Origin of the sequence: Streptomyces virginiae, assembly GCF_041432505.1 — a bacterium.
Taxonomy (GTDB): Bacteria; Actinomycetota; Actinomycetes; order Streptomycetales; family Streptomycetaceae; genus Streptomyces; species Streptomyces virginiae_A.
On record NZ_CP107871.1, the window covers coordinates 1,935,079 to 1,947,924 of the forward strand.

Genomic DNA, 12,846 nt, shown 5'->3' on the forward strand with positions numbered 1-12,846 from the left:
TGCGATCAAGGCCGCAACGGATGCAACGTTGATTACATGATTACAGCCGAACAGAGCGAACAGCTCCGCGCGTGGTTCGCCGAGCGCCTGCCGGTCGACGTCTACGAGTCCTTGGACTCGGTCACCCTCGACCGCGAGGAGATCACGGTCGTCGGGGTCATACCGGCGACCGAATCGGTCAAGGAATTCCGCGAACGCACCCGCGAACAGCGCATCGAAGTGGCCCGCGAGGCCGAGGAGCTCTACCGCCGGAAGGTCGCCTGGGGCGTGCGGGTGGGTGAGGAGACGACCCTCTTCACCCACCTCGCCGTCCCGGTGATGACCCGCCTGCGCCAGTCCGAACGCCAGGTCCTCGACACCCTGGTCGCCGGCGGCGTGGCCCGCAGCCGGGCCGACGCCCTCGCCTGGTGCGTCCGGCTCGTGGGCCGCAACACGGACGAGTGGCTGACCGAACTGCGCGACTCCTTGGACAAGGTCCAGCGGGTCCGCGCCCAGGGCCCGGACGTGTCCGAACCGACCGACTCCATGAAGTCCGGGTCCGAATGACGAATCCGCCCCACGGCGGCGCGTGATCGCGTAAGGCTGACGACGACCGACACCCAGGGAGAGGCACGCACCCATGACCACCACCGTCGAATACATCCGCTACCGGATCGCATTGGACGACCAGTCGGCCTTCGAGGACGCGTACGCCCGGGCCGCCGAGTCCCTGGCGGCCTCGCCCGAGTGCATCGACTACGAACTGGCCCGCTGCGAGGAGGAGAAGGAGCGCTACATCCTGCGGATCCGCTGGACCTCGATCGAGGACCACCTGGGCGGGTTCCGCAAGGGCGAGCACTTCCCGGCCTTCTTCAACGCGATCCGTCCGTACGTGACGGCCATCGAGGAGATGCAGCACTACCTCGTGACGGGCGTCGTGGGCCCGGGAAAGGCCGCCGAACAGCGATGAGCACCACACCCACCATCTACGAGTGGATGGGCGGAGCGGAGGCGATGAACCGCCTCACGGACGCCTTCTACGCCCACGCCCTGCAGGACGAGATCCTGGCCCCGGTCTTCGCCGGCATGGACTCGGAACACCCCCAGCACGTCGCGGTCTGGCTGGCCGAGGTCTTCGGCGGCCCCTCGGACTACACCGCCCACCACGGCGGCCACCAGCACATGGCCACCAAGCACCTGGGCCGGGGCATCACCGAACAGCAGCGCCGCCGCTGGGTGGACCTGCTGATGGACACGGCCGACGAGGTCGGCCTCCCGACGGACCCGGAGTTCCGCGGCGTGTTCGCCTACTACATCGAGTGGGGCACCCGCATGGCCCTGATCTACTCGGGCCCCAACCCACCCCCGGTCGACGCTGCCGAGATCCCGGTCTGGTCCTGGGGCCAAACCCCACCCTGGATCCCGAAAACCCCGGAAGCCTGACCCCTGGGGGCAGGTCTCCCACCTGCCCCCACACTCAGCCCAGCCCTCTTTCAGCCCCGCCGGCGTTTGAGGCGCGGGGTCCGGGGCGGAGCCCCGCTCTTTCAGCCCCGCCGGCGTTTGAGGCGCGGGGTCCGGGGCGGAGCCCCGGCAACCGGCCCGGACGGCCCGGCCTCGGCCAGCAGCACCACCAGCTCCGGCCCGCCCCCACGCTCCCGCCAGAAGGCCACGGCCTCCTCCAGCACCTCGACCAACGTCTCCCACTCGCGCGGCCGCGCATCCGCGTACCCACGCCAGGACGTCACCGCCACCAGCCACCCCCCACCGGGCGGCACCGGCAACCACGACAGGTCCCGCAGCGCATCGGCCAGCGCATCCCAGTTCCCGCCGACCCACTCCGGCAGCCGCAAGGCATCCCCGCAGCGCCGCATCAGCTCGGCCTTGCCGCGTACCCCGTCCAGGTCCAGCCGTACGGTCGTCCGACCCGCCGCTTCGGCGGCTTCGAGCGCCGGGGCGAGCGGCTGCGGGTCCAGGCTCATCGGAGAACCGCCTTGAAGGTGTCGTAGTGGTCGTCCGTGTAGTAGAACTCCCCACCCTCACCCGTCACGATCCGCCGGGCTCCGCGATCACGCTCTCCCGGCGTCCGCACGGTGTACTCGTGGTAGTAACCACGTTTCTGCTTGGGCAGGGCCTTCTCGAAGTTCCCGAAGACCGTGCCGTCCTGCCGATCGGGGTACGGCCCGCCCTTGTCGATGAGTGCGAGCACGTCGCGGGCCTGCTGCGGCAGCCCGTCGGCCCGTACGGTGGCCATCCCCTTCGCCCACCCCGGGACGGCAGAGGCAGCGGCGGAGGCGGACGCCGCCTCGGAGGCGCTCGCGCCTGAACTCGCACTGGCGGCGGCAGGCACGGGTTTCTGCCCGCCACACCCCACCGCACCGACCAGCGCGGCACACAGGAACAGAGCCCCCAGCAAACGCAGCAACGATCGGGGCACGTTCCGAAAGATCATGCACCGATCGTGCCAAATATCCGATTCGCTCGCGAATCGCCCGGTCGCCTCAGAGGGCGGCCATCTTGGTGTAGGGACTCAGGATTCGCTTCTGGACCGAACCGAAGTCGACGAGAACAGCGATCCCCTCCTCGATTCCGACGACACGGCCGAGGCCGTGCTCATCGTGGGTAACCCGGTCGCCGACGTTGAACTGCCGGATGGGCTGCTCCACGGGGGCCTTGAACGGGCTGGACGGCAAATGGCGGCGAGGTACTGCTGACTTTGTCATTGGAACCAGTATGCGCCCCGGAGGCCGCCGCGCGGTCCGCCGTTCGGATCTCAATTCCAGCACCATCCGCACCGGCGGCGACCGCGCACGGCCGCCACGGCCCGTCCTGCCCGGTCAGACCGCGTCAGTCGTCCGGGTCGGCCCGGTCCAACGCCGGCCGCAGCCCTGGGGCCGACTCGGTGAGGAGGTAGTCGGCGACCGCCGTGTCCGTCACGAGACTGGTCACCAGCCCCGACCTCAACACGGCCCCGATCGCCGAGGCCTTGCGCAGCCCGCCCGCGATCGCCACGACCTCGGGGATCCGCCGCAGCCGGTCCGCCTCCACGGTGATGCACCGCTCGCCGAGGTCCCGGCCCACCCGACGCCCCTCGGAGTCGAACAGATGCGCGGACATCTCCGCCGCCACACCCAGCGAGGCGTAGTGCTCCCGCTCCTCGTCGGTCAGCATGTCGTGCACGGTCGAGATGCCCGGCTCCCACGAACCGATCGACACGGCCGCGACCGTCACCTTGTCGAAGTACTCGAAGGCGCGCGCGATCCCCGTCTGACTGCGCAGCGCGGCCGCGGTCGCCGGATCGGGCAGCAGCATCGGCGCGTAGATCGGGTGCGCGTCACCGCCCGAGACCTGGGCGGCCCGACGTACGGCCTCGACCGAACCGCGCTCGGCGGTCCCCGCGTCGTACACACCGGTCAGCTGCACCACGGTGCACTGCGGCAGCCTGTGCAGGGAGGCGGCCATGTGAATGGTCGACCGCCCCCACGCCAGGCCCAGTACGTCGCCCTCGTTGACGAGCTCGCCCAGCAGATCGGCGGCTACCGCTCCCAGGTTCTCCGGGTCCGGCGCGTCCTCGGTGGCGTCGGCGGGCGACTCCACGACGACGGCGTGCCGAAGCCCGTACCGGGCCCGCAGCGCGTCCGACCGCTCGGCGTCGAGCTCGGCCGGTACCCGGATCTCGATCCGTACGAGGTCCCGTTCGAGGGCGGTCTCCAGGACCCTGGCCACCTTGAAGCGGCTCACGCCGAACTCCTCGGCGATCTGAATCTTGGACTTTCCCTCCAGGTAGAAGCGGCGCGCCATGGCCGCCGCCTGCACCAGCTCCGCGGGTCCCATCCGCAGGGCTGACCGTCCCGCCGACATTGCAGACACCGCGCTCTCCTCACTGCTGTTCACACTCTCGACTCGCCGTTCATCCTGTCAGATCCGACGGCCGTTGATCAGCCTGGACAGCTCCCGTTCACCGAGCTGTTCATCAACCCTTGGTTCAGTGGTCGCACGCCCACGGCGCGGCTGCGATCGCCGCACCCGCCTGGTCACGCAGCGTACGCACGGCGGTGGCGGGGTCGACCGCTCCGTAGACCGCGCTGCCCGCCACGAAGACGTCCGCGCCGGCCTCGGCACAGCGCTCGATGGTCGAGGCCGAGACCCCGCCGTCCACCTGGAGCCACAGCTCCAGGCCGTGCTTGGAGATCAGCTCCCGGGTGCGGCGGATCTTGGGGAGCATGATGTCGAGAAAGGGCTGGCCGCCGAAGCCGGGCTCGACCGTCATGATCAGCAGCATGTCCAGCTCGGGGAGGATGTCCTCGTACTGTTCGATCGGCGTCGCGGGCTTGAGCGCCATGGAGGCGCGCGCTCCCTTGGCCCGGATCTCCCGCGCGAGCCGCACGGGCGCGGCGGCGGCCTCGGCGTGGAAGGTGACCGAGCTCGCCCCGGCTTCCACGTACTGGGGAGCCCAGCGGTCCGGGTTCTCGATCATCAGGTGAAGGTCCAGCGGGATGTCCGTGGCCCTGCTCAGGGATTCCACGATCGGCATTCCGAGGGTCAGGTTCGGGACGAAGTGGTTGTCCATCACGTCGACGTGCAGCCAGTCGGCCCCCTCGACGGCCTTCGCCTCCTCGGCGAGTCGGGCGAAGTCGGCGGACAGGATGCTGGGATAAATCTGAGCGGCCATGCCCCAAGCCTGCCATGCCCCCACCGGGTTCCGGCCACGACCCCGCAAGTCGCCCCGCACAGGACAGGACGGCACCCCCGACCGCGGTACAGCCGGGACGGGACGACGCGCGAGCGCCCCGGGGGGTCACAATCCGGCCGCCGGGAACGGAGGCCGGACGGGGGCCGCCCGGGCGGGGCGGGCCGGGCGGGGCTGGGCGGGGCGGGCGGGGCTGGGCGGCAGCTCCGGGAAGCGGGAGCGACTCGACCGGAGGCGGGCGGTACGGGGAGGCTCCGGAGGCGGGAACCACTCGACCGGCATCAGGCAGGCGCGACGGGGTGAGGCCGACGGAAGCCGATCGCCCGGGGTCGGACACGACGGGGGCGAGGAAGGCGGGGGCCACTCGGGCGGCATCAGTGAGGGGTATGGGGGTTTCCCGTCAGTCCCATCGTCCCTCCGGGTCGGGCCGGTCCCTCAAGGGCGCTCCTTCGTCGCGTCGCTTCGCGATGGCCTTCGGCCACCCTTGACCGACCGTCCCGCCCCGGAGAAACGAAAGACTGCCGAGAAGCCCCCAAAAGAACGAGCCGGTCCAAGGCACGAAGGACGGGGCGGTCGGAGACGCCCGGCCTTGTCGGACGCAAAGGGGTACGACCGAGAGACGGGGCCCACGGAAGGCCCCCCGGTGGCGACGGGCGCGCCCGATCGCTACGCGCTCCTCACCTCTCAGCGTCACCAGGCCGTCTCGGGCTGGACATAAGCCGCCCACGACCCCAGGCATTCCGCACTCACCGCGTCCGACGACCGTCTGCGGCTGGACATAGGCCGCCCACCACCCAGCGACCTCTCGCTCACCGCGTCCGACGACCGTCAGGGGCCGGGCATAGGCCGCCCACGACCCGTAGGCGCTTCTCGTGGGATGCGTCCGGAGGCTGTCGGGGGTGAAAAGGCGGGGGAGCGCGGCTATGTCGTGGTGGATGGGGGTCAGTGGAGGTGGGCGGCCGAAAAGGCCGACAGTTTGCCCCAATTGCCCTTGTTTAGGGGTGGGTTTGTGGTGTCGTCCTCGCGCTGACCCGGCTCTACGACGGATCAGCCGAGCTGTCCGCCGCACATCCCTCCCAGCGCGTCTTGCCGGCCCCTCACGGCCGGTGGTCGCGGTCATGGAGAGGCACATGGCAATCCGAGGCGGCTTATGTCCGGCCACGGCTGGCCGTCGGACGCAGGTCGGGCGCCGGACCCGATGCCGTGGGCGGCTTATGCCCAGCTACAGGCGGTCGCCGGACGCGGTCGGGGGTCGGGGGTCGGGTCACGGTCGTGGGCGGCCTATGTCCAGCCCAGGACGGGCTGGAGACGCTGAGAGATGAGGAGCACGTAGCGATTTGGCGCGCCTCAACGCCCGGGATGCGTCTTCATCTGCCCCGTCTCGGGACCGTGCTCGCCAAGGCAGGCCTGGGGGGCTGTGATGTCCCCGCCCCTGAAAGCTTCGACCGGCTCGTTCTTTTGGGGGCTTCTCGGCAGTCTTTCGTTTCTCCGGGGCGGGACGGTCGGTCAAGGGTGGAGCGCAGCGACATCGCGAAGCGACGCGAGGAACGAGCGCCCTTGAGGGACCGGCCCGACCCGGAGGGACGATGGGACTGACGGGAAACCCCCATACACATCCCTGATGCCGCCCGAGTGGACCCCGTCGTCCCGACCCCCGTCACGCCTGCCTGATGCCGGTCGAGTGGCTCCCGCCGCCCCCACCCCCGTCACGCCTGCCTGATGCCGGTCGAGTGGCTCCCGCCGCCCCGGCCCGCCCGTAGAATTCGATCTTGTGCGCGGGAAGGCGTACCTCGGAGACAGGGAGTGCCGCCGTGACCGACGCCCTCGCGCGTCTTCTCGCGATCGCCCCGGCGCCGAGCGAGCCCCTGCAGAAGGATTGGGGCGACGTCGAGCGCAGGCTCGGTGTGCGGCTTCCCGCCGACTACAAGGAGCTCATCCAGGTCTGCGGGGGAAGCAACTGGGACGACTACCTGTACGTCCTGGAGCCCGACTGCCCCAACAAGCACTACGACCTGATCACATGGGCGAGCCATCAGACCGAGGACCTCGAAGGCTTGTGGGAAGTCGAGAAGAAGCCTGCGGAGCTGGAGGCCGAAGGGACCCAGGTCGTCCTGTGGGCGACCACCGACAACGGGGAGTGCCTCTACTGGCTGGTCCGGCCGGGACGTGAGCCGGACCGGTGGACCGTCATGGTGAACGAGGCGCGCGGCGATCGGTGGGAGCACTTCCCCGTGTCCTGCACGCAGTTCCTCGCCTCGGCCCTCGACGGAGAGCTGAAGTCGGGCATCCTCTCGTCCTTGTTCCCCCTCGCCGCACACGAGTTCCGCAGGCTTCGCGCGATCTGACGTGCCTCGTCGTGGCCGATGGCCGGTGACCTAGGGCGACGCCCGGCCACCGGACGACGCCACCGGTCGGCGTCGTCCGGGTACACCTCAGCGGGGTGGGGCGGCCACGACCGGCCGGCCCCCGGCCGGCTAGGCCGTTCGCCTCAGCAGTGCCAGGTACATCGCGTCCGTGCCGTGCAGGTGGGGCCACAGCTGGACGTCCGGGCCGTCGCCCAGGGCCGGGACGCCCTGCATGAAGGGCCGTGCGTCGATCAGTTCCGCGGACACCGGGGAGTGGCCGGCGCCGCGGCCCTTCAGGACGTCGTCCACGACGACCCGGGTCTCCGCCAGGTGCGGCGAGCAGGTCGCGTAGCCCACGATGCCACCCACCCGCACCGCCGACAGCGCCTCGCGCAGCAGCCCGCGCTGGAGCGGCGCGAAGCCCTCCAGGTCCTCCGGGCGGCGGCGCCAGCGGGCCTCCGGGCGGCGGCGCAGCGCGCCCAGGCCCGAGCAGGGGACGTCCATCAGGACGCGGTCGAAGGATCCCGGCAGCCAGGCCGGGTGGGTGCCGTCGGCCGCGATGACCTGGTACGGGCCCGGGTTGCCCGCGAGCGAGCGCTCCACGAGCCGTGCCCGGTGCGGCTGCTTCTCCGAGGCCAGCAGGAACGCCCCGCGCTGCGCCGCGAGCGCCGCCAGCAGCGCCGCCTTGCCGCCGGGGCCCGCGCAGCCGTCGAGCCAGCGCTCGTCGCGGCCCTCGACCGGTGCGGCCGCCAGGGCCATGGCGACCAGCTGGCTGCCCTCGTCCTGCACGCCGGCGCGGCCGTCGCGGACCGCTTCCAGAGCGCCCGGTTCGCCGCCCTCGGCCATCCGGACGGCGTACGGCGACCAGCGGCCCGGCAGGGCCGACTCCTCGCCGACCGCCTCAAGCAGTTCCTCCGGCGTGGACCGGCCGGGGCGGGCCACCAGGGTCACCTCGGGCCGTTCGTTGTCGGCCTCCAGCAGGTCCTCGATGCCCGCGCGGCCACCGCCCAGCGAGTCCCACAGGGCGCTGACGACCCACCTGGGGTGCGAGTGGTACACCGAGAGGTGCTCCTCGGCGTCCTCCTCGTACGGCGGTGCGACCCGCTCCAGCCAGCCGTCGAGGTCGTGCGCGGCGATCTTTCGCAGGACGGCGTTGACGAACTTGGCGCGCCCGTCCCCGAGCACCACGCGGGCCAGCTCCACGCTCGCCGACACCGCCGCGTGGGTGGGGATGCGGGTGCCGAGCAGCTGGTGGGCGCCGAGCGAGAGCACGTCGAGCACCGGCGGGTCCACCTCCCGCAGCGGGCGGTCGATGCACGCCTTGATGACGGCGTCGTAGGTGCCCTGGCGGCGCAGCGTCCCGTAGACCAGCTCGGTGGCCAGTGCCGCGTCGCGCGCTTCGAACTTCTCGTCCTGGCGGGCCTTCTTGAGCAGCGGCGGCAGCACGAGGTTGGCGTAGGCGTCGCGTTCGTCCACCGCCCGCAGCACCTCGAAGGCCAGCATCCGGACGGGGTCCTTCTGGGGCCGACGGTGCGGCTTGGCCTGCTTGCCACCGGCGCCTGCGGGGGCAGGCTTGCGACGGGGCTGACGGGGCTGTTCGCTCACGTGAAAGGTGCTCCGGGGTTACGAGTTCTACGAGTTCTACGGGTCTTGCCCGTCCTACCGGTCCTGCCGGTCCTGCCGGTCCTGCTCGTCCGCGGGTGGGACCCGGGGACGAGCACGGGTGGGACGCGGGGACGTCCGCGCGCGGACGTCTCCACCGATCAGCCTACGTCGGCTCCGCCGAGCCGCTCGCCGGGAGCGATCCGGACCCCGCGGGCCCAGTCGGCGGCCCGCATCGGCTTCTTGCCCTGCGGCTGCACCCACAGCAGTTCCACGGCGTGCGAGCCGGTGCCGACGTACACGTTGTTCTTGGCCGGGGAGAGCGCGCCCGGCTCCAGGTCGGTCCGGTCGGGCACCAGGCCCAGCGAGATCAGCTTGAGGCGTTCCCCGCGGAAGACGGTCCACGCGCCCGGCGCGGGCGTGCAGCCGCGCACCACGCGGTCGGCGCGCATCGCGGGGGCGGTCCAGTCGATCCGGGCGTCCTCCACCGTGATCTTGGGCGCGTGCGAGATCCCGTCGTGGGGCTGGGCGACGGCACGCAGGGTGCCGTCCTCGATGCCGTCCATGGTGGCGGCGAGCAGTCCGGACCCGGCGAAGGCGAGCCGGGTGAGCAGGTCGCCGCTGGTGTCGGTGGGCCGGATCTCCTCGGTGAGGATGCCGTAGACCGGGCCGGTGTCCAGGCCTTCCTCGATGCGGAAGGTGGAGGCGCCGGTCACCTCGTCGCCCGCGATGATCGACTGCTGGACGGGCGCGGCGCCGCGCCATGCGGGCAGCAGCGAGAAGTGCAGGTTGACCCAGCCGTGCTGGGGGATGTCGAGGGCGCTCTTGGGGATCAGGGCCCCGTAGGCGACGACCGGGCAGCAGTCCGGGTCGATCTCGCGCAGCCGGGCCTGGAAGTCGGGGTCGCGGGGGCGGGTGGGCTTGAGCACCTCGATGCCCGCTTCCTCGGCGCGTTCGGCGACCGGGCTGGCGACGAGGCGCCGGCCGCGGCCGGCCGGTGCGTCGGGCCGGGTGATGACGGCGGCGACCTCGTGCCGCCCGGAGGCGATCAGGGCGTCCAGGGCGGGTACGGCGACCTCGGGGGTGCCTGCGAAGACGAGCTTCACTGGGGACTACCTCGCTAATCTCGGCTGTCAGCAGCGCACCAGTCTATGGGGCGTCGGTCGGGCCGCCCACCTGTGGTGTTGAGGGGGCGTACGCACACGCGCACGCCCCTCGCATATGCCGACACGCCCCCACAGCGTGACCTGGGCGACGGGTGGCGCGTTGGTCAAGAGAGATTGACCAAAACGGGCCGCGTGTGAACGGTGTCTGCGGCCCGATCCGCCCTTCAGCACCGGTTCGAGAGGCTTCTTCATGGCCGACCACGCCACCCACGACGCTCAAGCCCGGGCCAGCCTGCACCTCCTGGTACGGGACATCGAGCGGGTTCGCCGGCAGGTGGATGCCCTGCGTACGCTCACGGCCCAGCTCGGCAACGTGTACCGCCCGCGCCGATCGGGTCCCTCCACCGGCTTCGTCGTCTACGGCCGGGCGCCCGCGCCGACCGTCCGCCTCGCGCAGGAGCTGCGGGACAGCGTCGAGACGCTGGTCACCGCGGCGGTGGACTTCGACCGCTCGCTCGGTTTCTCGTGGGACGCGGTCGGTTCGGCGCTCGGCGTCACCAAGCAGGCCGTGCACCGCCGCTACGGGGCCCGGCGGGCGCAGTCCGCCGAGTCCGCGGAGCCGCTGGCCGAGGGGACGACGACCACCACCACCCGGACGATGGGGCCGCTGCCGACCGTCCCGGCGGCCCGCTCGATGCCGCCGCAGCCGGTGCGCGAGGAGGCCCAGGCGGCCGCCGCCGGGGGTGTCACGGTCCCGAGGCTCGGAGAGGTTCCCCGCTCCCCCGCCTTCCCCGGTCCGCGCAACGGCTGACGGCTGTCCTGCCGCCGGGACGCCGACACCCGACGGCCGGCGGGCCCTGCGCACCGCGTCCGATTCCGCCCTCGGTGGGACGACCGTACGGGTCGCCCCACCGGGGGTTTCGACGTTCGGCCCCGGCCGCCCGCGCACCGGCCTCCCGCCCCACCGGCCGCCCGCGCCCCGGGTAACCGCGGCGGCGCAGCGGCGTCAGCCGATGTCGGGCGGGTCGATGCGGACCCGGACGGCCTCCGCCGCCGGAACCCCCTTCGCCAGCCGGGCCGCCTGCGCCTTCTTCAGTGCGGCCGCCAGGGCGGCTCCGCTGCCCGGCGGGACCCGGACCAGCGCCCGCTCCCCGGGGGACGGTTCCCCGCGCCGCCCCGGGAGCGGTACGGGTCCCAGGATCTCCGCGTCGGGCGGCAGGCCGGCTCCGGCCAGGAAGGCCTCCACCGCCTCGCCCCGACCGGCCACCGCCGCCATCCGGGACACCGGCGGGAAGCCGAGCTGGGACCGGTCCGCCAGCTCCCGTACGGCGTGCCCCACCGGGTCCCACCGGACGAGCGCCTGGACGGGCCGCAGCGTCGGCTCGGCGACCACCACGACCTGCCCGTCGCCCCGGACCAGGGAGGCGGCCGCGATCCACCGCCGGAGCGCGTCCTCGCCGGCCCGCAGGTCGGGCCGGCTCAGCATGGCCCAGCCGTCGAGGAGCAGCGCGGCCGCGTACCCGGCGCCCGCCGCCACCGGTTCGGCGCCCGGGGTGCAGACCACGAGCGCGGGCCGGTCGGGTACCTCGTCGAGGACGTGGTCGCGCCCGGAGGTCCGTACGGCGACGGCCGGGAAGGCGCGGCCCAGTTCCTCGGCGGTGCGTCGGGCGCCGACCACCTGGGCCCGGAGCCGGAACGATCCGCATTCCTCGCAGTGCCAGGACGGCTCGCCGCGCCCGCACCACCCGCACGTCAGGTCCCGCTCGTCGGGGGCTTCCAGCGGCCCGGCGCAGACCGTGCAGCGGGCGGGGGTGCGGCACCGCTCGCACGCCAGCCGGGGCACATAGCCCCGTCGCGGTACCTGGACCAGGACGGGCCCGGTCTTCAGCCCTTCCCGGACGGTCTCCCAGGCCAGGCTCGGCAGGCGCGCGGCGCGGGCGGCCTCGTCGCGGGCGAGCAGCTCGTCCCCGACGGTCCGGATCCGCGGCGCGCAGGCCCGTACGGTCTCGCGGTCGGCGATCAGGGGCCTGGCCCAGCCGGACTCGACCAGTTGGGCGGCCTCCACGGTGCAGCTCGTGCTGCCGGCGAGGAAGCCGCAGCCGTCGCCCACGGCGCGCAGTTCCAGTACCTCCCGGACGTGCGGGAAGGGGGCGTTGTCGTCGCTGTGGCTGGAGTCGCCGTCGTCCCAGACGGCGACCAGCCCGAGGTCCCGTACGGGGGCGAACATGGCGGCCCGGGTGCCGATGACGGCCCGTACGGAGCCGCGGTGCACGGCGAGCCATTGGCGGTAGCGCTTCTCGGGTCCCGACTCGGCGGTGAGCAGGGCGTGCCGGCCCTCGCCGAGCAGGGCGGTCAGGGCGGCGTCGACGCGGGCGGCGGTCCGTCCGTCGGGGAGCACGGCGAGGGCGCCGCGCCCGGAGGCCAGGGTGGCGGCCATGGCGCGGGCGAGTTCGTCGGCCCAGCCGGGGCCGGGCAGGGCGGTCCATACGGCGCGCGGGCTGCCGCCGGTGGCGAGGGCGCGCAGGAACCCGGGGCCGGCGCCGTACCGTTCCCAGCCGGCGGGCTCGGGGGCGGCGGGTGGCGGTAGGGGTTCCGGTGAGGGCTTGGCCTCGGCGCGGGCGCTCCGCGCGGGCAGGGCGAGCTGGAGCACGTCGGCGAGGCTGCCCGCGTAGCGGTCGGCGACGGCCCGGGCGAGGGCGAGCATGCGGGGGCTGAGGACCACCTCGGGCGAGACGACGTGGGCGAGGGCGGCCAGTGCGCCCTCGTAGTCGGACTCGGCGCGGCGTTCCACGATGAAGCCGTCGATGAGGCCGCCGCCCTCGCGGCGGCCGCCGTGCACGTGGTGGGAGCCGGCGCCGAACCGGACGCGGACGCGGACGCCGGGTTGGGCGGCCTCGGAGAGCTCTTCGGGGACGGCGTAGTCGAAGGTCCGGTCGAGGTGCAGCACGCCCTTGTTCACCAGGACGCGGGCGACGGGCAGCTCGGCGGCGAGGGCGGCCCCGCGCCAGGTGCGCGGCTTCGCCTTGGGCGCCTTGGCCTTCGCCTCGGCGACGATGTCCCGGATCAGTGCGAGCTGCTCCGGCGGGCCCCCCGCCTCGGTTTCGCTCTCGCCGTTGTCGCTGCTCAC

13 protein-coding genes are annotated in these 12,846 nt (G+C 72.9%); 5 read left to right on the plus strand and 8 right to left on the minus strand.

Going from position 1 to position 12,846, the window contains the following annotated elements; translation table 11 throughout:
• Window positions 1-36: 36 nt before the first annotated feature.
• The 3 genes from OG624_RS09070 (at window position 37) to OG624_RS09080 (ending at window position 1,422) form a co-directional block, all read left to right on the plus strand.
• Complete coding sequence (locus tag OG624_RS09070; RefSeq protein WP_033226122.1) at window positions 37-546, plus strand: hypothetical protein; 510 nt, start codon at window positions 37-39, stop codon at window positions 544-546.
• Window positions 547-619: 73 nt separating this feature from the next.
• The gene (locus OG624_RS09075; protein WP_033226123.1) at window positions 620-949 is read left to right on the plus strand and encodes a putative quinol monooxygenase; all 330 of its coding nucleotides are present in this window, start codon (window positions 620-622) and stop codon (window positions 947-949) included.
• Entirely contained in the window at window positions 946-1,422 is a 477-nt protein-coding gene (locus OG624_RS09080; RefSeq protein WP_033226124.1) for a globin domain-containing protein, read from the plus strand. Before OG624_RS09075 ends, OG624_RS09080 begins: the two co-directional genes overlap by 4 nt.
• Before the next feature lie 101 nt (window positions 1,423-1,523).
• Here OG624_RS09080 and OG624_RS09085 read toward each other — a convergent pair whose 3' ends face one another.
• The 5 genes from OG624_RS09085 to rpe all read right to left on the minus strand — a co-directional run bounded on the left by OG624_RS09085 (window position 1,524) and on the right by rpe (window position 4,648).
• Complete coding sequence (locus OG624_RS09085; protein ID WP_051763935.1) at window positions 1,524-1,958, minus strand: barstar family protein; 435 nt, start codon at window positions 1,956-1,958, stop codon at window positions 1,524-1,526.
• Entirely contained in the window at window positions 1,955-2,428 is a 474-nt protein-coding gene (locus OG624_RS09090) for a ribonuclease domain-containing protein (protein ID WP_371639295.1), read from the minus strand. The genes OG624_RS09085 and OG624_RS09090 overlap by 4 nt, the downstream gene beginning before the upstream one ends.
• 49 nt (window positions 2,429-2,477) lie before the next feature.
• Window positions 2,478-2,699, minus strand: coding sequence for a CarD family transcriptional regulator (locus tag OG624_RS09095; RefSeq protein WP_030012151.1), 222 nt, complete (start codon window positions 2,697-2,699; stop codon window positions 2,478-2,480).
• Between the two features lie 124 nt (window positions 2,700-2,823).
• A complete protein-coding gene (locus OG624_RS09100; RefSeq protein ID WP_030729529.1) occupies window positions 2,824-3,837 on the minus strand; it encodes a sugar-binding transcriptional regulator in 1,014 nt (337 codons plus the stop codon).
• Between the two features lie 124 nt (window positions 3,838-3,961).
• Window positions 3,962-4,648: a ribulose-phosphate 3-epimerase gene (gene rpe / locus OG624_RS09105; RefSeq protein ID WP_033226126.1), complete on the minus strand. Its 687-nt coding sequence runs from the start codon at window positions 4,646-4,648 to the stop codon at window positions 3,962-3,964.
• A 1,829-nt stretch (window positions 4,649-6,477) separates the two neighbouring features.
• Between rpe and OG624_RS09110 the strand changes: the two genes are divergently transcribed.
• Window positions 6,478-7,011 carry an SMI1/KNR4 family protein gene (locus OG624_RS09110; RefSeq protein ID WP_371639296.1) on the plus strand — a complete coding sequence of 178 codons (534 nt, stop codon included), beginning with the start codon at window positions 6,478-6,480 and terminating at the stop codon, window positions 7,009-7,011.
• Between the two features lie 129 nt (window positions 7,012-7,140).
• Here OG624_RS09110 and OG624_RS09115 read toward each other — a convergent pair whose 3' ends face one another.
• The gene (locus tag OG624_RS09115) at window positions 7,141-8,616 is read right to left on the minus strand and encodes an RsmB/NOP family class I SAM-dependent RNA methyltransferase (RefSeq protein ID WP_033227163.1); all 1,476 of its coding nucleotides are present in this window, start codon (window positions 8,614-8,616) and stop codon (window positions 7,141-7,143) included.
• 158 nt (window positions 8,617-8,774) lie between these two features.
• Entirely contained in the window at window positions 8,775-9,719 is a 945-nt protein-coding gene (gene fmt, locus OG624_RS09120) for a methionyl-tRNA formyltransferase (protein WP_033227164.1), read from the minus strand.
• A gap of 250 nt (window positions 9,720-9,969) precedes the next feature.
• On the opposite strand from fmt, the gene OG624_RS09125 reads away from it, so the two are divergent.
• Window positions 9,970-10,530, plus strand: coding sequence for a hypothetical protein (locus OG624_RS09125; RefSeq protein WP_161287973.1), 561 nt, complete (start codon window positions 9,970-9,972; stop codon window positions 10,528-10,530).
• Between the two features lie 195 nt (window positions 10,531-10,725).
• On the opposite strand, the gene OG624_RS09130 is transcribed toward OG624_RS09125, so the two are convergent.
• Window positions 10,726-12,846 carry a primosomal protein N' gene (locus tag OG624_RS09130; RefSeq protein ID WP_033227167.1) on the minus strand — a complete coding sequence of 707 codons (2,121 nt, stop codon included), beginning with the start codon at window positions 12,844-12,846 and terminating at the stop codon, window positions 10,726-10,728.